The 19,066-nt window shown below is 70.8% G+C and carries 15 protein-coding genes; 14 read left to right on the forward strand and 1 reads right to left on the reverse strand.

Features of this window, described 5'->3' with window-relative positions; all coding sequences use genetic code 11:
- Positions 1-181: 181 nt before the first annotated feature.
- The 3 genes from ACF089_RS09575 to clpX all read left to right on the forward strand — a co-directional run bounded on the left by ACF089_RS09575 (position 182) and on the right by clpX (position 3,042).
- Complete coding sequence (locus ACF089_RS09575; RefSeq protein ID WP_392024769.1) at positions 182-784, forward strand: ATP-dependent Clp protease proteolytic subunit; 603 nt, start codon at positions 182-184, stop codon at positions 782-784.
- Between the two features lie 169 nt (positions 785-953).
- Positions 954-1,613 carry an ATP-dependent Clp protease proteolytic subunit gene (locus ACF089_RS09580; RefSeq protein WP_392024129.1) on the forward strand — a complete coding sequence of 220 codons (660 nt, stop codon included), beginning with the start codon at positions 954-956 and terminating at the stop codon, positions 1,611-1,613.
- A gap of 145 nt (positions 1,614-1,758) precedes the next feature.
- Positions 1,759-3,042, forward strand: a complete 1,284-nt coding sequence (clpX, locus tag ACF089_RS09585; protein ID WP_351545469.1) for an ATP-dependent Clp protease ATP-binding subunit ClpX — start codon at positions 1,759-1,761, stop codon at positions 3,040-3,042.
- A 72-nt stretch (positions 3,043-3,114) separates the two neighbouring features.
- On the opposite strand, the gene ACF089_RS09590 is transcribed toward clpX, so the two are convergent.
- The gene (locus ACF089_RS09590) at positions 3,115-4,161 is read right to left on the reverse strand and encodes a hypothetical protein (RefSeq protein ID WP_392024131.1); all 1,047 of its coding nucleotides are present in this window, start codon (positions 4,159-4,161) and stop codon (positions 3,115-3,117) included.
- Between the two features lie 136 nt (positions 4,162-4,297).
- Between ACF089_RS09590 and ACF089_RS09595 the strand changes: the two genes are divergently transcribed.
- The 11 genes from ACF089_RS09595 (at position 4,298) to ACF089_RS09645 (ending at position 19,063) form a co-directional block, all read left to right on the forward strand.
- Positions 4,298-6,919 (forward strand): valine--tRNA ligase, encoded by a 2,622-nt coding sequence (locus ACF089_RS09595; RefSeq protein WP_392024134.1) that lies wholly within the window; start codon positions 4,298-4,300, stop codon positions 6,917-6,919.
- Positions 6,920-7,068: 149 nt separating this feature from the next.
- Positions 7,069-8,274: a sensor histidine kinase gene (locus ACF089_RS09600; protein WP_392024136.1), complete on the forward strand. Its 1,206-nt coding sequence runs from the start codon at positions 7,069-7,071 to the stop codon at positions 8,272-8,274.
- 119 nt (positions 8,275-8,393) lie between these two features.
- Positions 8,394-9,905: a bifunctional folylpolyglutamate synthase/dihydrofolate synthase gene (locus tag ACF089_RS09605; protein WP_392024138.1), complete on the forward strand. Its 1,512-nt coding sequence runs from the start codon at positions 8,394-8,396 to the stop codon at positions 9,903-9,905.
- 1 nt (position 9,906) lies between these two features.
- Positions 9,907-10,260: a DUF4233 domain-containing protein gene (locus ACF089_RS09610; RefSeq protein ID WP_392024140.1), complete on the forward strand. Its 354-nt coding sequence runs from the start codon at positions 9,907-9,909 to the stop codon at positions 10,258-10,260.
- 135 nt (positions 10,261-10,395) lie between these two features.
- Positions 10,396-10,809: a nucleoside-diphosphate kinase gene (gene ndk / locus ACF089_RS09615; RefSeq protein ID WP_392024143.1), complete on the forward strand. Its 414-nt coding sequence runs from the start codon at positions 10,396-10,398 to the stop codon at positions 10,807-10,809.
- A gap of 254 nt (positions 10,810-11,063) precedes the next feature.
- Entirely contained in the window at positions 11,064-12,083 is a 1,020-nt protein-coding gene (locus tag ACF089_RS09620; protein ID WP_392024772.1) for a rod shape-determining protein, read from the forward strand.
- A gap of 214 nt (positions 12,084-12,297) precedes the next feature.
- The gene (mreC, locus tag ACF089_RS09625; RefSeq protein ID WP_392024145.1) at positions 12,298-13,437 is read left to right on the forward strand and encodes a rod shape-determining protein MreC; all 1,140 of its coding nucleotides are present in this window, start codon (positions 12,298-12,300) and stop codon (positions 13,435-13,437) included.
- Between the two features lie 13 nt (positions 13,438-13,450).
- Positions 13,451-14,119 (forward strand): rod shape-determining protein MreD, encoded by a 669-nt coding sequence (mreD, locus tag ACF089_RS09630; protein ID WP_392024147.1) that lies wholly within the window; start codon positions 13,451-13,453, stop codon positions 14,117-14,119.
- A complete protein-coding gene (mrdA, locus tag ACF089_RS09635) occupies positions 14,116-16,281 on the forward strand; it encodes a penicillin-binding protein 2 (RefSeq protein WP_392024150.1) in 2,166 nt (721 codons plus the stop codon). Before mreD ends, mrdA begins: the two co-directional genes overlap by 4 nt.
- Positions 16,282-16,284: 3 nt before the next feature.
- The gene (gene rodA, locus ACF089_RS09640; RefSeq protein ID WP_392024153.1) at positions 16,285-17,487 is read left to right on the forward strand and encodes a rod shape-determining protein RodA; all 1,203 of its coding nucleotides are present in this window, start codon (positions 16,285-16,287) and stop codon (positions 17,485-17,487) included.
- A gap of 61 nt (positions 17,488-17,548) precedes the next feature.
- A complete protein-coding gene (locus ACF089_RS09645) occupies positions 17,549-19,063 on the forward strand; it encodes a CHAD domain-containing protein (protein WP_392024156.1) in 1,515 nt (504 codons plus the stop codon).
- The last annotated feature ends 3 nt before the right edge of the window (positions 19,064-19,066 follow it).

A 19,066-nucleotide genomic window follows, 5' to 3' on the forward strand; every position in this document is an offset into this window, starting at 1 on the left:
TCAACCCTCCCGTGGACACCTTGCGCTCCGAGCGAACAGTTCGGGAACCGGGATGGCGTTGTCCGACCTGCGCGTTAGGGTCCATGAGTACGAGGGCAGGGGAGTACCCGCCCCCAGCTACGAAGACGCTGAGACGGCAGGCAGCCGTCAGAGACGAGCAGGTGGATACGTGACGAATCTGATGCCTTATGCCGCCGGTGACCTTCTTGGTGGAGGCCTCGGCGACCAGGTCTACAGCCGGCTGCTCGGCGAGCGCATCATCTTCCTCGGCCAGCAGGTCGACGACGACATCGCCAACAAGATCACCGCGCAGCTGCTGCTCCTTGCCGCTGACCCGGACAAGGACATCTTCCTCTACATCAACAGCCCCGGCGGTTCGGTGACGGCCGGCATGGCGGTCTACGACACCATGCAGTACATCCCGAACGACGTGGTGACCATCGGTATGGGCATGGCGGCCTCCATGGGCCAGTTCCTGCTGACCGGCGGCGCGGCGGGCAAGCGTTTCGCCCTGCCCAACACCGACATCCTGATGCACCAGGGCTCGGCCGGACTCGGCGGCACCGCCTCCGACATCAAGATCCAGGCCGAGTACCTGCTCCGCACCAAGCAGCGTATGGCGGAGATCACCGCCCGGCACTCCGGCCAGACCGTCGAGGCGATCATCCGCGACGGCGACCGGGACCGCTGGTTCACCTCCGAGGAGGCCAAGGAGTACGGCCTCATCGACGAGATCATCACGGCCGCGTCGGGCGTTCCGGGCGGCGGCGGCACCGGCGCCTGAGCCGGCCGCCCCGCTCCCGCGGCCCGTACCCCGCCGCGGGAGCCGGGCCAGAGCCCTCAGCAGCACCGGCCGCCGCTCTCCCCGGCGCCCCCAAGCCACTCCAGCCCGCGAAACGCCGCGAACGCCCGCGCACGTTACGCAGAACGCCACCAGGACGGTGAACACCCACATGAGCAACAACTCCGCGAGCGGCCTCTACACCGGCCCGCAGCTGGACAACCGCTATGTCGTCCCGCGCTTCGTCGAGCGCACCTCGCAGGGCGTGCGGGAGTACGACCCGTACGCGAAGCTGTTCGAGGAGCGCATCATCTTCCTCGGCGTGCAGATCGACGACGCCTCGGCCAATGACGTCATGGCCCAGCTGCTCTGCCTGGAGTCGATGGACCCCGACCGGGACATCTCGATCTACATCAACAGCCCCGGCGGCTCCTTCACCGCGCTGACGGCGATCTACGACACGATGCAGTTCGTGAAGCCCGACATCCAGACGGTCTGCATGGGCCAGGCGGCCTCCGCCGCGGCCGTGCTGCTCGCCGCCGGCACCCCCGGCAAGCGGATGGCCCTGCCGCACACCCGTGTGCTGATCCACCAGCCGTCCTCCCAGACGGGCCGGGAGCAGCTCTCGGACCTGGAGATCGCCGCCAAGGAGATCCTGCGGATGCGCGAGCAGCTGGAGGAGATGCTGGCCAAGCACTCCACCACGCCGATCGAGAAGGTCCGCGACGACATCGAGCGCGACAAGATCCTGACCGCCGAAGAGGCACTGGCGTACGGTCTGGTCGACCAGATCGTCTCCACCCGCAAGACCACCGCGGGAGCGGCGGCCTGACCGGTGCGCAACCCTCGGCGCGGTGCACGAGCATGTGAACCGCGCCAAGGGGGGCCCGAACGAGGGCCCCGGCAAGGTACCGTCGGATATGAGGCACCAGGAGTCGGCCGAACCAAGCCGCTCCCAGGCGAAGGGGAAGCACCTCGTGGCACGCATCGGTGATGGCGGCGACCTGCTCAAGTGCTCGTTCTGCGGAAAGAGCCAGAAGCAGGTGAAGAAGCTCATCGCAGGCCCGGGTGTGTACATCTGCGACGAGTGCATCGATCTCTGCAATGAGATCATCGAGGAGGAGCTCGCGGAGACCTCCGAGGTGCGGTGGGAGGAGCTCCCCAAGCCTCGTGAGATCTATGAGTTCCTCGAGGGCTATGTCGTCGGGCAGGAGCCCGCGAAGAAGGCCCTCTCCGTCGCGGTCTACAACCACTACAAGCGCGTTCAGGCCGGGGAGACCGGCGGCGCGCAGGGCCGTGACGACGGCATCGAGCTGTCGAAGTCCAACATTCTGCTGCTGGGCCCCACCGGCTCCGGCAAGACCCTGCTGGCGCAGACGCTCGCCCGGATGCTCAATGTTCCCTTCGCCATCGCCGACGCGACCGCGCTCACCGAGGCGGGCTATGTCGGCGAGGACGTCGAGAACATCCTGCTGAAGCTCATTCAGGCCGCTGACTACGACGTCAAGAAGGCCGAGACGGGCATCATCTACATCGACGAGATCGACAAGGTGGCCCGGAAGAGCGAGAACCCCTCCATCACCCGGGACGTCTCGGGCGAGGGCGTTCAGCAGGCGCTGCTGAAGATCCTGGAGGGCACCACCGCCTCCGTGCCGCCGCAGGGCGGACGGAAGCACCCGCACCAGGAGTTCATCCAGATCGACACCACGAATGTGCTCTTCATCGTGGGCGGCGCGTTCGCCGGTCTGGAGAAGATCATCGAGTCGCGCGCGGGCGCGAAGGGCATCGGCTTCGGCGCCACGATCCGCTCCAAGCGCGAGATCGAGGCGAGCAATCAGTTCCAGGAGGTCATGCCGGAGGACCTGGTGAAGTTCGGGATGATCCCCGAGTTCATCGGCCGGCTGCCCGTCATCACCTCGGTCCACAACCTCGACCGCGAGGCCCTGCTGAAGATCCTGGTCGAGCCGCGCAACGCGCTGGTCAAGCAGTACCAGCGGCTGTTCGAACTCGACGGAGTCGAGCTGGACTTCGACCGTCCCGCCCTGGAGGCCATCGCCGACCAGGCCATCCTGCGCGGCACCGGCGCCCGCGGACTGCGCGCCATCATGGAGGAAGTCCTCCAGTCGGTGATGTACGAGGTGCCGTCCCGCAAGGACGTCGCCCGGGTCGTCATCACCGCCGACGTCGTCCGCAACAACGTCAACCCGACCCTGGTGCCCCGTATCGTGAAGAACGACGGCCGCCACGAGAAGTCGGCCTAGCGGCCCGTCACGCAGACGGACGAGAGGGGGCCCGGCCGAATGGCCGGGCCCCCTCTCGTCCGTGCGTCGGGCTCAGATCTTCGTACGCGAGGTCTTGTAGAGCTTGGCGGTCAGCTCGGAGAGCTGCTCCTGGGTCAGCGGCTTGCCGCCCATGCCGAACATCTGCCCGGCGTCCAGCGGGATGAGGGCGGCGATGGTGCTGTAGTCGGCCCACATGCAGACGGGCGTCTCGAACGTCTTCATCTTCAGTCCGCCGCCGACGTCGCCGGTGCCCTTGGGGTCGAACTTGGCGGTCTGGCACTTCATCACCGCGCCCTCGAAGCCGGCGGGCTTGTACTCCTTGGAGTCGCCGATCATCTCGATCTTGGGCTCGCCCGCCCCGCTCTTCTCCATCCCGCTCTGCTCGAAGTAGACGTCGATCGCCTTCTCCGGGTCGGAGATCTCGCCGTACAGACCGCTGAAGAGCAGTCCCTTGCGCTGGAGAGGGGAATCCCCCTTCTCGCCGGCCGCGTACTCGGCGTTGACCTCCTTGGGGCCCTTCACCCCGACCTTCTCGGCCTTCTCCAGCTTCTCGCCGCTCGGCGTCGAGTTCTTGACCGTGCCTTCCATGGCGAACTCGTCGACCGAGTCGGCCGGGGTCAGCTTGTACCCCTTGGTGCTGTCGGCGACCTGGCTGTCGCCGCCGCCGTCGCTGCCGAGCAGGAAGAACGCGCCGCCCGCGATCACCGCGAGCGCGACCGCGCAGGCCCCGACGATCAGACCGGTCTTCTTCTTGGGCGCGGGCGGCGGGGGCGGCACCTGTCCGCCGGGGTAGGGCGGCTGCTGCCCGTACGGCCCGGGCTGCTGCGGCGCGCCCCACTGGCCCGGCTGCTGCGGCTGCTCGCCGGGCCCGCCCGCTATCGGCTGCTGCGGCTGCTGGGGATAGCCGTACCCGGGGGCCGGGTGCTGCGGGTACCCGTAGCCGGGCTGCTGCGGCTGCTGGGGCTGCTGCTGCGGCGCGCCGTAGGGGCCCGGCGCGCCGTACGGCCCCGGCTGCGGCTGCTGCCCGTACGGTCCGGGCTGCGGCTGCGGGGGCTGCTGCGGCTGCTGCCCGTACGGCCCCGGCTGGTTGTGGCTCATCTCTGGGTTCCCCTCCAGATACTTATGTGATGCGAACATCCTCACTCAGCCGCCGGGGAACCGGAGCGGCGGGGGTCACACCGTTACCGAACTATCCCGTTTCAGTACGCCACCGTGACACCCCTAAACTGGGCCCGTGACCGAGAACGCTCAGCAGACGCCAGCCAGCAACCCCGAACTGCCGACCCAGTACGCGCCGGCCCAGGTAGAGGGGAAGCTGTACGAGCGCTGGGTGGAGCGGGGGTACTTCACGGCGGACGCCAAGAGCGAGAAGCCGCCGTACACCATCGTCATCCCGCCGCCGAACGTCACCGGCGCCCTCCATCTGGGCCATGCCTTCCAGGTCACCCTGATGGACGCGCTGACCCGCCGGAAGCGCATGCAGGGGTACGAGGCGCTCTGGCTGCCCGGCATGGACCACGCGGGCATCGCCACGCAGAACAAGGTGGAGCAGCAGCTCGCCGAGGAGGGCAAGTCCCGCCACGACCTCGGCCGCGAGCACTTCACCGAGCGGGTGTGGCAGTGGAAGGAGGAGTACGGCGGCCGGATCCTGGGCCAGCTCCGCCGGCTCGGCGCCGGGCTCGACTGGAGCCGTGAGCGCTTCACCATGGACGAGGGCCTCTCCCGGTCCGTCCAGACGATCTTCAAGAACCTCTACGACGACGAGCTGATCTACCGCGCCGAGCGCATCATCAACTGGTGCCCGCGCTGTCTCACCGCGATCTCCGACATCGAGGTCGACTACCAGGACGACAACGGCGAGCTGGTCTCGCTGAAGTACGGCGAGGGCGAGGACACCCTCGTCGTGGCGACCACCCGGGTCGAGACGATGCTCGGCGACACCGCCGTCGCCGTCCACCCCGACGACCCGCGCTACGCCCATCTCATCGGCCGGCGGATCAAGCTCCCGCTGACCGACCGAACGATCCCGGTCGTCGCCGACACCCATGTCGACCCCGAGTTCGGCACCGGCGCGGTCAAGGTGACGCCCGCCCACGACCCCAACGACTTCGCCATCGGCCAGCGCCACGGCCTGGAGTCGATCACGATCATGGACGAGCGGGCGGTCATCACCGTCCCCGGCCCGTTCCAGGGGCTGGACCGGTACGAGGCCCGCGCCGCGATCGTCGCCGCCCTGCGCGAGCAGGGCCGGGTCGTCGCCGAGAAGCGCCCGTACTCCCACTCGGTCGGACACTGCTCCCGCTGCGGGACCACCGTCGAGCCGAGGCTCTCGCTCCAGTGGTGGGTCAAGGTCGGCCCGCTGGCCCAGGCCGCCGGCGACGCCGTCCGCGACGGCCGGGTGGAGATCCACCCGGCGGAGCTGTCGAAGCGCTACTTCGACTGGGTCGACAACATGCACGACTGGTGCATCTCGCGCCAGCTGTGGTGGGGCCACCGCATCCCCGTCTGGTACGGCCCGAACGGCGAGACCGTCTGCGTCGGCCCCGACGAGCAGCCGCCGAGCGGCGAGGGCTGGGTCCAGGACGAGGACGTCCTCGACACCTGGTTCTCCTCCGGCCTCTGGCCCTTCTCCACCCTCGGCTGGCCGGAGCGGACGCCGGACCTGGAGAAGTTCTACGCCACCGACGTCCTGGTCACCGGCCACGACATCATCTTCTTCTGGGTCGCCCGGATGATGATGTTCGGTCTCTACGCGATGGACGGGGAGGCCCCCTTCCACACCGTCGCCCTCACCGGTCTCGTCCGCGACGAGAACGGCAAGAAGATGTCGAAGTCCAACCCGAACTCGGTGGACCCGCTGGACTGGATGGACGCTTACGGCTCCGACGCCGTCCGCTTCACCCTGGCGCGCGGGGCCAACCCGGGCGCCGACGTCCCGATCGGCGAGGACTGGGTCCAGGCCTCCCGCAACTTCGCCAACAAGATCTGGAACGCCACCCGCTTCGCGCTGATGAACGGCGCGACCGTCGAGGGCGAGCTGCCCCCGGCCGAGCGGCTCTCCGCCGCCGACCGCTGGATCCTGTCCCGGCTGAACAAGACCGTGGCCGAGGTCGACGCGTACTACGACGACTTCCAGTTCGCCAAGCTCTCCGACTCGCTCTACCACTTCGCGTGGGACGAGGTCTTCGACTGGTACGTCGAGCTGTCGAAGACCACCTACTTCGCCGGCGGCGAGCAGGCGAAGGTCTCCGCGCGGGTCCTGGGCGAGGTCCTGGACGTGACGCTGCGGCTGCTCCACCCGGTGGTGCCGTTCGTCACCGAGACCCTGTGGACGACGCTCACCGGCAAGGAGTCGCTGGTCGTCGCCGACTGGCCGGCGGACAGCGGCTTCCGCGACGAGGCGGCCGAGCGGGAGATCGAGCTGGTCCAGCGCGTGGTCACCGAGGTCCGCCGGTTCCGCAGCGACCAGGGCCTGCAGCCCGGCCAGAAGGTCCCGGCCCGCCTCGGTCTCGACGGCACGGCGCTCGCCCCGCACGAGGCGGCGATCCGCCAGCTGCTGCGCCTCCAGCCGGAGGGCGAGGGCTTCAGCGCCACGGCGACCCTGCCGGTCGCGGGCGCGACGGTGGCGCTCGACCTCTCGGGCACCATCGACGTCGCGGCCGAGCGCAAGCGGCTGGCCAAGGATCTGGCCGCCGCCCAGAAGGAGCGCCAGCAGGCCGAGGGCAAGCTCGGCAACGAGGCGTTCCTCGCGAAGGCCCCCGATCAGGTGGTGGCGAAGATCCGCGGACGGCTGGCCGCCGCCGAGGAGGACATCGCCCGGATCACCGCCCAGCTGGACCGCCTCCCGGAGGCGTGAGCAGGTCAGAGGCGTGAGCGAGGGCCCCGGGGGGATTCCCCCCGGGGCCCTCGCCGTACCCCGGCCGCCCCATCTACGGCATATCAGCCATACGGCTGAAAACCATCCCCCTGCCGAGTGCGCCCCCGCACCCCTGGATGATGGGGGACATGCCGCTCACCGCCGCGTCGTACGCCGGCCGCCGCCTGGTCGCGGCCGGCCGCAGGCGCACCCGCCGCTGGGCCACCTCACCCCGCGCGGTCGACGTCCTCACCGCCCTCAGCTGCTTCTCGCTGATGGTGCTCGACGTGCCCGGCCTCGCCACCGCGGACAACGCCCTCAACAGGTTCACCGCCACCCTTCTCCTCGCCTGCGGCGCGGCCACCCTCGTCGTACGCCGACGGCTCCCCTGGATCCCCTATCTCGTCGCCCTGATCCTCCTCGGCCTCCTCCACGAACTCACCCTCATCCAGTTCGCCCTCTACTCCATCGGACGCTTCCGGGGCCGCTGGGCCGGCTCCCTCGCCACCGTCGGCTACATCGCCGCCGCCTGGGCGCTCTTCACCCTCATCGGCCCGCCCGAACGGCACCCCGGCTCCCTGAGCGAATTCCTCAGCCTGGTCGTCCCCATCGGCGTCCTCGCCTCCGGCGTCGGCATCGCCGCCTACCGCCGGGACCTCGTCCGCGAACTGGAGGTCCAGCGCGCCGAGACCGCCGCCCTCCAGGCGGTCCAGGACGAGCGCACCTCCGTCGCCCGCGACGTCCACGACCTCGTCGGCCGGGAGCTGACCGTCCTCGCCGTACGCGCCGAGGTGCTCTCCACCCGCTCCCGGGGCACCGCCCACCAGAAGGACTTCGAGGAGCTGGCCGACACCGCCCGCCGCGCCCACCTCATGCTCAACGACACCATCGTCCACCGCGCGGACGAACGCACCGCCACCCCCGGACTCGAAGGGCTGCCCGCGCTCGCCGAGGAGAGCGCCGCCATGGGCAGCCCGGTGACCCTGGAGATCGACGAGGACGCGCGCAGACTCTCCCCGCTCCGCCAGACGGCCGTCTACCGCGTCGTCCAGGAGTGTCTGACCAACGCCGCCAAACACGCGCCCGGCGAGCGCGTCACCGTCACCATCGACCTGGAGGGCCACCGGCTGCGCGCCGTCGCCCGCAACGCCCTCCCGGCGGCCGCCCCGCCCACCGCGCCCGTCTCCAGCGGCACCGGCACCTTCTCCATGCGCGAGCGCGTCCGCGCCATGGGCGGCACGCTCCGCGCCGGTCCCGACGGGACCGGCGGCTACGAGGTGGCGGCCCTGCTCCCGGCCGGCTGGCTCCGCCGCGACCGCCCGGACGCCCGGGCCGCGAGCCCGCGCGCCCGCTGACCCGCCGTCCGCCGGGCCCGCCGCCGTCCGCCGCGCCGCCCCCGCCGGGCCCGCGCCCCCGGCCCCGGGCGCGGTGAGCCCGGGGAAGCGCCCCGGGCCCCGGAGCCTAGACTGGACCCGTGAGTGAGCATCCGGCCGACCGACCCGCAGAGCCCGACCCCTTCGACGAGATCGTCGGTGCAGAGACCGACCGTGACCCCGACCTGGCGGTGATCGAGGCCGGCAGCCGCACCCTGCGCGCCCAGTCCGGCTCCCCGCAGGGCGACACCGTGCCCGCCCGCCCCGCCGACCCCGAGGTCGACCGCGCGCTGCGCGCCGTCGAGGCGGATCTGGCGACCCGCTGGGGCGAGACCAAGCTCGAACCCTCGGTGACCCGGATCGCCGCCCTGATGGACGTGCTCGGCGAGCCCCAGCGCGCGTACCCCTCCATCCACATCACCGGCACCAACGGCAAGACCTCCACGGCCCGCATGATCGAGGCCCTGCTTTCCGCGTTCGACCTGCGCACCGGCCGCTACACCTCCCCGCATGTGCAGTCGATCACCGAGCGGATCAGCCTCGACGGCGCGCCCATCGACCCCGAGCGGTTCATCGCCACGTACGAGGACGTCAAGCCGTACGTCGAGATGGTCGACGCGTCCCAGGAGTTCCGGCTCTCCTTCTTCGAGGTGCTCACCGGCATGGCGTACGCGGCCTTCGCGGACGCGCCCGTGGACGTCGCCGTGGTCGAGGTCGGCATGGGCGGGACCTGGGACGCCACCAATGTGATCGACGCGGCGGTCGCCGTGATCACCCCGATAGCGCTGGACCACACCGACCGCCTCGGCTCCACCCCCGGCGAGATCGCCGCGGAGAAGTCCGGCGTCATCAAGCAGGACGCGACGGTGATCCTGGCCCAGCAGCCGGTGGACGCCGCGCAGGTGATGCTGAAGAAGGCCGTCGAGGTGGACGCCACCGTCGCCCGCGAGGGCATGGAGTTCGGCGTGGTCTCCCGCGAGGTCGCCGTCGGCGGCCAGCTGCTGACCCTGCGCGGGCTCGGCGGCGAGTACGGCGAGATCTTCCTCCCGCTGTACGGGGCGCACCAGGCGCACAACGCGGCGGTCGCGCTCGCGGCGGTCGAGGCGTTCTTCGGCATCGGCGCGGACCACGCGCGCACGCTGGACGCGGACACCGTCCGCAAGGCGTTCGCGGCGGTCACCTCGCCGGGCCGGCTCGAAGTCGTGCGGCGCAGCCCCACGGTCGTCCTGGACGCCGCGCACAATCCGGCGGGCGCGCGGGCGGCCGCCGAGGCGGTCACCGAGGCGTTCGGCTTCTCCCGGCTGATCGGCGTGGTCGGCGCGAGCGGCGACAAGGACGTCCGGGGGCTGCTGGAGGCCTTCGAGCCGATCTTCGCCGAGGTCGTCGTCACCCAGAACTCGACCGCCCGTTCGATGGACGCGGACACGCTCGCGGCGATCGCGGTGGAGGTCTTCGGCGATGAGCGGGTGGTGGTCGAGCCCCGGCTCGACGAGGCCGTCGAGGCGGCGATCACGCTGGCGGAGGAGGAGGCCGAGTACGCGGGCGCGGGCGTGCTGGTGACCGGTTCGGTGATCACGGTCGGGGAAGCCCGGCTGCTGCTGGGGAGGGGCTGACATGCGTACGCTCTGCGCGTCCACACTGATCGGCGAGTTCTTCGTCATCGGGTTCGCGGGCCTGGTGGCCATGAAGGACCCGGATCTGTCCATGGGTCTGGTCTGGACGGTCTGCGGGATCGGCATGGCCCTGTCGGTGCTGCTCTGCGGGATGCTCTCCCGCCCGGGCGGGGTCCAGCTCGGCTGGGCGCTCCAGATCGGTCTGGTGCTCAGCGGGTTCTTCGTGCCGATGATGTTCCTGCTCGGCGCGTGCTTCGCCGGACTGTGGTGGGCCTCGGTGCACTACGGCGGCAAGATCGACGAGGCCAAGGCCCGCTGGGCGGCGCAGGCCGCCCGGGCCGAGCCCCAGGGCTGACGCCCGGCCGCGGCGCCGGGGCCCGCGGGCCCCGGCGCCCCGGCTGACCGGCGGTCAGGTCCGGGTGCCGGCCGCCGGGAGCGCCCCTGTAGCCTCGGCTCACCGCACACGTATGCCTGCAAGGAGCCGTACACCATGACCCAGCGCACCCTCGTCCTCCTCAAGCCCGACGCGGTCCGGCGCAAGCTGGTCGGCGAGATCCTCGGCCGGATCGAGGCCAAGGCCGGCTGGACCGTCAGCGCGCTGGAGCTGCGCACGCTGGACCAGGAGACCCTGGAGCGGCACTACGGCGAGCACAAGGGCAAGCCGTTCTACGAGCCCCTGGTCGCGTTCATGGCCTCCGGTCCCGTCGTCGCGCTCGTCGTCGACGGCGAGCGGGTCATCGAGGGCGTCCGGCAGCTCGCCGGCCCCACCGACCCCATCGCCGCCGCCCCCGGTTCCATTCGCGGCGATTTCGGTACCGTCGTCCGCGAGAACCTGATCCACGCCTCGGACTCCGAGGAGTCCGCCATTCGAGAGCTGAAGATTTTCTTTCCGGGACTTTCCTGACCCCGCATCAGCCAAACAGCGCTCATGACCTGGGGCGACCGATGTAATTCGGTCGCCCTTCGGCATATGCGAACGCAATCCGGGAACGGATCGCTGCGACACCTCGTCCCGTAAAGAAGAGGTGGACCACCGCGCCGTGTCCGTGGGGACGGCATTACGATGGAAGCCTCACGCCACAGCACCCACCCTCGCCTTCCTGAAAAGCTGTCAAGGCTCGATCCGGGAAGGCCAGACGCATCCTCATGGGGAACAACATGTCGTTCATCGGCCGTGACATGGCTGTCGACCTCGGGACCGCCAACACGCTGGTGTACGTCAGGGGCCGGGGGATCGTTCTCAACGAGCCGTCCGTCGTCGCCATCAACACCAACACGGGCGGCATTCTCGCGGTCGGCTCCGAGGCGAAGAAGATGATCGGCCGGACGCCGGGCAACATCGTTGCCGTCCGGCCGCTGAAGGACGGCGTCATCGCCGACTTCGAGATCACCGAGCGGATGCTCCGCTACTTCATTCTGAAGATCCACAAGCGTCGCTATCTCGCCCGTCCGCGTGTCGTGGTCTGCGTGCCCTCGGGCATCACCGGCGTCGAGCGCCGCGCGGTCATCGAGGCGTCGACGCAGGCGGGCGCCCGGCAGGTGCACATCATCGAGGAGCCCATGGCCGCGGCCATCGGCTCCGGACTCCCGGTCCATGAGGCCACCGGCAATATGGTCGTCGACATCGGTGGCGGCACCACCGAGGTCGCCGTCATCTCCCTCGGCGGAATCGTCACCGCGCAGTCCATCCGGGTCGCCGGCGACGAACTGGACAACGCGATCATTCAGCACATCAAGAAGGAGTACTCACTCCTGCTCGGCGAGCGCACCGCCGAACAGATCAAGATCACTATCGGCTCCGCCTACGACATGGACCAGGACGAGCACACCGAGATCCGCGGCCGCGATCTCGTCTCCGGTCTGCCGAAGACGGTCGTCATCTCGGCCGCCGAGGTCCGCAAGGCGATCGAGGAGCCGGTCAATTCGATCGTCGACGCCGTCAAGACCACCCTCGACAAGTGCCCGCCCGAGCTGTCGGGCGACGTCATGGACCGCGGCATCGTCCTCACCGGCGGCGGCGCGCTGCTGCGCGGGCTCGACGAGCGGCTCCGCCGCGAGACCGGGATGCCCATCCACATCGCCGAGAACCCGCTGGACTCGGTGGCGCTCGGCTCGGGCAAGTGCGTGGAGGAGTTCGAGGCGCTCCAGCAGGTGCTGGACGCCCAGCCGCGCCGCTAGCCCTCCCCGCTCCCGCCCCCCCGGGGCGGGAGGGGCCCGCGCCCGGACGCCCGCCGCCGGCGGGACCCGGGGCGAGCGGCCCCCGGCCGGGGCGCGGCCGGCCCGGCACCGCGCGGACCCGGGCGGTCCACCGGACGGGTGCCTGCCAACCCGTACGGCAGATCGTTGATATACAGACATCCCCATTCCTACGAGGAAGGCACGGCCGCCGCACGTGAGGGACACACGAGAGAGCCGTCTGCTCCTGGTGCTGCTGATCGCCATCGCGTTCGCTTTGATCACGGTGGACATCCGCGGGGGCGAGGACTCACCGATCGACGGCGCCCGGCAGGCCGCCGCCACGGTCTTCGGCCCGGTGGAGAACGGCGTCGCCTCGGCCGTCGACCCGGTCGGCAACGCCATCGGGGCCGTACGGGACTCCGGCGAGCGCCATGACCGCATCAGCGTGCTGGAGCGGGAGAACGCCGAGCTGAAGGCCAGACTCGGCAGCGACGACCGCAACCGCAGCCGGGCGCGCGAGCTGGACCGGATGCTGAAGACGGCCGGCGCGGGACAGTACGGCATCAAGGGCGCCGAGGTCATCGCCATAGGAGCGGCCCAGGGCTTCTCCTGGACGGTCACCATCGACATCGGCTCCCGCGACGGCATCCGGCGCGACATGACCGTGCTCAACGGCGACGGGCTCGTCGGCCGCGTCACCACCGTCGGCCCGCACACCGCCACCGTCCTGCTCGCCAACGACCCCGACTTCGCCGTCGGCACCCGGATGGAGAAGACCGACGAGCTGGGCTTCGCCACCGGCCAGGGCGACCGCCCCCTCTCGGTCCAGCTGCTCAACGGAAAGCACAAGGTCAAGAAGGGCGACCGGCTGGTCACCTTCGGCTCCCAGGCCGACAAGCCCTTCGTGCCCGGGGTCCCGATCGGCCAGGTGGTCCGCGTCGACCCCTCCGGCGGCGATCTGACCCGCACCATCTACGTCGATCCGTATGTCGCCTTCAGCAAGCTCGACATCGTCGGCGTGGTCGTCCAGGCGCCCCGCACCGACCCCAGGGACACCGTGCTGCCCGCCAAGCCCGCCGGGCCCAGGCCCACCCCGACGGTCACCGTCACCGTCACCCCCTCCGCCCCCGGTCTCGGCAACGAGCAGGCGCAGGGCCGGGACAGCGGGCCCGTCCCCGGCACCGCCCGCGCCCCCGCGCCCGGCGAGACCCGGGCCCCCGGCGCCGCCCCCACCCCGGACCCGGGCGCGAGCACGGACCCGGGCGCGGCGGCGGACGGCGTACAGAACGGCGTACCGGACGCCCCACCGCCCCCGGCCGACCCCGGAACCGGCCAGAACAACGAGCAGCAGTAGGAGCTGATCCGCCATGCGTGTCAACCGGACGCTTCTCTCCACGGCCCTCGTCGTGGTCGCGCTCGTCCTCCAGGTCTCCGTCCTCTCCCGCCTCCAGCTCCCCGGCGCCGTCCCCGATCTGCTGCTGCTGACCGTCCTCGGACTCGCCCTCGTCTACGGGCATCTCGCCGGGGCCTTCATCGGCTTCGGCGCCGGCCTCCTCGCCGACCTCGCGCCCCCCGCCGACCACGCCGCCGGACGGTACGCCCTCGTCCTCTGCCTCATCGGCTACCTCGCCGGACTCGCCCGCCCCGAGAACGGCAAGCTCAAGTCCGCCACCGGCCCGATGCTGGTCGTCGTCGCCGCCGCCATCGGCTCCACCCTGCTGTACGCGGGAGTCGGCGCCCTCGTCGGCGACACCGCCGCCCGCCATGTGGGCCTCGGCAATCTGCTGTTCACCGCCGCCGTCTACGATCTGCTGCTCGCGCCGTTCACCGTGCCGTTCATCATGGCGCTGGCCCGCCGCACCGACAACGACCCGCTCGCCGACAGCCAGAACGGCGGCGCGGGCGACGTCTCCTCGGGCTGGCTCGCCTCCGGCACCGGGCTGCGCATCGGCGCCCAGCGCGGCGGCATGCGCGTCAAGGCGGCCCGTAACAGAGCCGCCCGCGCCGGACGGATCAAGGGGGTCAAGCGACTGTGAGCAACATCCCGGAGACCGGACGGACCCCACGGGTCCAGATCCGTCTGGTCGTCATCCAGGTACTCGTCTTCTCCCTGCTGCTCACCCTCGGCGGACGCCTCTGGTACCTCCAGATCCGCAATGGCCAGGAGTACACCGACGAGGCGAAGAACAACGGCGTCCAGCGCGTCGTCCAGCCCGCCGTCCGCGGCTCCATCCTCGACGCGCGCGGAGTGGCGCTCGCCGACAACGAGACCCGGCTCGTCGTCTCCGCCTCCCGCACCGAGCTGATGAAGATAAAGGACGACGGCGAAGCGGTCCTCACCCGGCTCGCCGGAGTCCTCGGCATGAAGCCCAAGGACGTCCAGGACAAGGTCCGGCTCTGCGACGCCAAGACCAAGAAGCCCTGCTGGAACGGCTCCCCCTACCAGCCGATCCCGGTCACCGACGAGGCCACCACCCAACAGGCCCTCCAGATCCGCGAACGCGCCGAGGACTTCCCCGGCATCACCGCCGAGCCCACCGCCGTCCGCCGCTACACCGCCCCCGGCAAGGCCAACACCGCCCAGGTGCTCGGCTATCTCTCGCCCGTCACCGACCAGGAGATCGAGAAGGCCAAGGACACCGAGTCCCCCTTCCTCCGCTCCGACCAGGTCGGCCGCTCCGGCCTGGAGCGCACCTACGACCACGCGCTCCGCGGCAAGGCCGGCGTCACCCGCTACGAGGTCGACAACCTCGGCCGCGTCATCGGCGAGGCCGACCGCGACAAGGCCCAGCCCGGCGCCAACCTCGTCACCTCCATCGACGCCCGCGTCCAGGCCGTCGCCGAGTACGAGCTGAACGAGGCCATGAAGGCCGCCCGCAAGGACATCGACAAGAACAACACCGGCGTCAACTACAAGGCCGACGCCGGCGCCGTCGTCGTGATGGAGAACAAGACCGGACGCGTCATCTCCATGGCCTCCCTGCCCACCTACGACCCCAACGCCTGGGTCGGCGGCATCTCCGGCAAGGACTACGAGCGCCTCACCGACAAGGGCTCCAACTACCCGCTGCTCAACCGGGGCATCCAGGGCCAGGCCGCCCCCGGCTCGATCTTCAAGGTGATCTCCTCCACCGCCGCCGTCAACGCCGGATACGACTTCGACGGCACCTACCCCTGCCCCTCCTCGCTCTCCTTCGGCGGACGCGAGTTCAAGAACTTTGAATCCAAGGGATACGGCTCCATCAGCCTCGGCCGCGCCCTCGAAGTCTCCTGCGACACCGTCTACTACGGCCTCGCCCACCGCGAATGGCTCAAGGACGGCGGCATCAAGCCCAAGAAGGACGCCAAGGACTGGTTCTACCGCACCGCCCACCAGTTCGGCCTCGGCGAGAAGACCGGCATCGACCTCACCAGCGAGGTCCCCGGCCGGGTCCCCGACCGCCAGTGGAAGCAGGACTACTGGGAGCAGCTCAAGGGCACCTGGTGCAAGGAGGGCAAGAAGGGCGGCAGCTACGTCGAGCAGATCGCCTACGAGAACTGCCTCGAAGGCAACCGGATGCGCGCCGGCGACTCCGTCAACTACTCCATCGGCCAGGGAGACACCCTCGTCACCCCGATACAGATGGCGACGATCTACGCGGCCATCTCCAACGGCGGCACCCTCTACCGGCCCACCGTCGGCCGGGCCGTCGTCAGCGCCGACGGCAAGCAGGTCACCGAGATCAAGCCCGAGCGGGCCGGCAAGCTCCCCATGGACACCGCCACCAACCGGAAGATAAACGACGCCCTCGCGGGAGTCGCGACCCGGGGATCCGCCGCCTGGCGATTCGGCGGCTGGCCCCAGGACAAGATCCCGATGCACGCCAAGACGGGCACCGCCGAGGTCTACGGCAAGCAGACCACCTCCTGGTTCGCCTCCTACACCGACGACTACACCATCGTCATGACGATCTCCCAGGGCGGCACCGGCTCCGGCGCCTCCGGACCCGCCGTCCGCAAGATCTACGAGGCGATGTACGGACTGGACGAGAAGGGCGGCCAGGACCTCGGGCGCGCCCTGCTGCCCGCCCCGCACAAGACCCTCCCCCGGATCGGGGCCGACGGATCCATCGACGCGCCCAAGATCTCCCCGTACCGGCCGCGCAAGCCGGTCGAAGCACCACAGCAGCTCGCGGCCGCGCCCGCGCGAAGGGACTGAGGCATGGCCGGCTCCCATGGCTTCTCCGTCTCCGGCTACGGACCGAGGCGCGGCGGACTCTGGTCCCAGCTCTCCGCCCGCGACTCGGTGGTCCGGCGGCTCGACTGGCCGCTGCTCTGCTGCTCCTTCCTGCTCTCCGGCATCGGCGCCCTGCTCGTCTGGTCCGCCACCCGCGGCCGCACCGAGCTGACCGGGGGAGACCCGTACGACTTCCTCTTCCGGCACATACTGAACACCGGAATCGGCATCACGCTGATGATCGGCACCATCTGGCTCGGCCACCGCACCCTGCGCGGCGCGGTCCCGGTGCTCTACGGCATCTCCGTCCTGCTGATCGTGCTCGTGCTCACCCCGCTCGGCGCGACCATCAACGGCGCGCACGCCTGGATCGTGATCGGCGGCGGCTTCTCCATCCAGCCCTCGGAATTCGTGAAGATCACGATCATCCTGGGCATGGCCATGCTGCTCGCCTCCCGGGTCGACGCGGGCGACCTCGCCCACCCCGACCACCGCACCGTCGCCAAATCGCTCGGCATCGCCGTACTGCCCATGGCCATCGTCATGCTGATGCCCGACCTCGGCTCGGTCATGGTCATGGTCGTCATCATGCTCGGCGTACTGCTCGCCTCCGGCGCGCCCAACCGCTGGATCCTCGGACTCATCGGCAGCGGAGTGGCCGGCGCGGTCCTCGTCACCGCCCTCGGACTGCTGGACGAGTACCAGATCAACCGGTTCGCCGCCTTCGCCAACCCCGAGCTGGACCCGGCAGGCGTCGGCTACAACACCAACCAGGCCCGGATCGCCATCGGCTCCGGCGGACTGCTGGGCACCGGCCTCTTCAAGGGCTCCCAGACCACCGGACAGTTCGTCCCCGAACAGCAGACGGACTTCGTCTTCACCGTCGCCGGCGAGGAGCTGGGCTTCGTCGGCGCCGGACTGATCCTGGTCCTCCTCGGCGTCGTGCTCTGGCGCGCCTGCCGGATCGCCCGCGAGACCACCGAGCTGTACGGCACCATCGTCGCCGCCGGAATCATCGCCTGGTTCGCCTTCCAGTCCTTCGAGAACATCGGCATGACCCTGGGGATCATGCCCGTGGCCGGACTCCCGCTCCCCTTCGTCTCCTACGGCGGCTCCTCCATGTTCGCCGTCTGGGTGGCGATCGGACTGCTCCAGTCCATCCGGGTGCAGCGGCCGATAACGGCCTGAGCCGTCACCCGGTCGTGGCGCGGGTCTGCCGCGCGGCGGCTTCGCGAACTAGATTCGGTTCATGGTGGACACGAAGCGCGAAATCGAGCGGAAGTACGAAGCCACTCCCGAGACCCGGCTCCCCGACCTGTCCGGGGTCGCCGGGGTCGCGGCCGTCGCCGACCGGGGCACGGCCGAGCTGGACGCCGTCTACTACGACACGGCCGATCTGCGGCTCGCCGCGGCCTCCATCACCCTGCGCCGGCGCACGGGCGGCGACGACGCGGGCTGGCACCTCAAACTGCCCGTCGCCCCCGGCGTCCGGGACGAGATCGGCGCCCCCCTCTCCGACACGCTCCCGCGCGCGCTGCGATCGCTGGTGCGCGCCCGCGCCCGGGAGGCGGAACTCGTCCCGGTCGTGCGCCTGCTCTCCTCCCGCCGTCTGCTCCATCTCGTCGGCGCCGACGGCGAGCTGCTCGCCGAGGTGGGCCGGGACTCCGTCCGCGCCCGGCGGCTCCTCGGCGGCGACCACGAGACGGCCTGGGACGAGATCGAGGTCGAGCTGGGCGACTACAGCGACCCCGTCGTCCTCGACCAGGCGCACAAGAAGCTCGTCAAGGCCGGGCTCGCCCCCTCCGCCGCCCCCTCCAAGCTGGCCCGGGCCCTGGCCGAGACCGGATTCGCCGTCCCGGCCCACCGGCCGCCCGACACCGCCGACGCCGGCGGCCGGATCCTCGCCCATCTGCGCGAGCACGTCGGCGCCCTGCTCGCGTACGACCCCGGCGTACGGCGGAATCTGCCCGACGCCGTCCACCAGATGCGGGTCTCCACCCGCCGGCTGCGCAGCGCCTTCCGGACGTACCGGAAGATCCTCGACCGCACGGTGACCGACCCCATCGGCGAGGAGCTGAAATGGCTCGCCGGGGAGCTGGGCGTCGCCCGCGACCAGGAGGTGCTCGCCGAACGCCTGCGCGCGCGGATCGACGAGCTGCCGCGCACCCTGCTCCTCGGCCCGGTGCGCGGACGGCTGCGGATCTGGACCGTCGCCCAGGGCTCCGGGGCCCGCCGCCGGGCCGTGGCCACCCTCGACAGCCCGCGCTATCTCGCCCTGCTGGACTCCCTCGACGCCCTGCTGGCGGATCCCCCGCTGCTCAAGGCGGCCTCGGGCGCGCCCGAGGACGTGCTGCCGCGCGCCATGGTGAAGGACTTCCACCGGCTGGAGGCCAGGATCGACCACGCCCTGGGGCTGCCGCCGGGCCCCGAGCGCGATCTGTCCCTGCACGACGCCCGCAAGGCCGCCAAACGGGCCCGTTACGCGGGGGAGGCGGCCACCCCCGCCCTCGGCCGCCCGGCCAAGCGGTTCGCCAAACGGATGAAGGCCGTGCAGTCCGTCCTCGGCGACCACCAGGACAGCGTGGTGGCCCGCGACACCCTGCGCAATCTGGCGATCCAGTCCCACGCGGCCGGTGAGACGTCCTTCACCTGGGGGCTGCTGTACGGCCAGGAGCAGCGGTCGGCGGCCGATCGCGAGCGCGAGCTGCCCGAGGTGTGGGCCCGGGCCGCGGATCCCGCGCTCCGCGACCGGCTCGGCGGCTGACGC

The organism is Streptomyces sp. NPDC014894, assembly GCF_043080985.1.
In the GTDB taxonomy this organism is placed as follows: Bacteria; Actinomycetota; Actinomycetes; order Streptomycetales; family Streptomycetaceae; genus Streptomyces.

Bases quoted from the DNA above. Each gene is read 5' to 3' on its own strand.
- ACF089_RS09575 (WP_392024769.1), top strand. From the start codon at position 182: ATGCCTTATGCCGCCGGTGACCTTCTTGGTGGAGGCCTCGGCGACCAG.
- ACF089_RS09580 (WP_392024129.1), top strand. From the start codon at position 954: ATGAGCAACAACTCCGCGAGCGGCCTCTACACCGGCCCGCAGCTGGAC.
- ACF089_RS09590 (WP_392024131.1), bottom strand. From the start codon at position 4,161: ATGAGCCACAACCAGCCGGGGCCGTACGGGCAGCAGCCGCAGCAGCCC.
- ACF089_RS09600 (WP_392024136.1), top strand. From the start codon at position 7,069: ATGCCGCTCACCGCCGCGTCGTACGCCGGCCGCCGCCTGGTCGCGGCC.
- ACF089_RS09610 (WP_392024140.1), top strand. From the start codon at position 9,907: ATGCGTACGCTCTGCGCGTCCACACTGATCGGCGAGTTCTTCGTCATC.
- ndk (WP_392024143.1), top strand. From the start codon at position 10,396: ATGACCCAGCGCACCCTCGTCCTCCTCAAGCCCGACGCGGTCCGGCGC.
- ACF089_RS09620 (WP_392024772.1), top strand. From the start codon at position 11,064: ATGTCGTTCATCGGCCGTGACATGGCTGTCGACCTCGGGACCGCCAAC.
- mreD (WP_392024147.1), top strand. From the start codon at position 13,451: ATGCGTGTCAACCGGACGCTTCTCTCCACGGCCCTCGTCGTGGTCGCG.
- rodA (WP_392024153.1), top strand. From the start codon at position 16,285: ATGGCCGGCTCCCATGGCTTCTCCGTCTCCGGCTACGGACCGAGGCGC.
- ACF089_RS09645 (WP_392024156.1), top strand. From the start codon at position 17,549: ATGGTGGACACGAAGCGCGAAATCGAGCGGAAGTACGAAGCCACTCCC.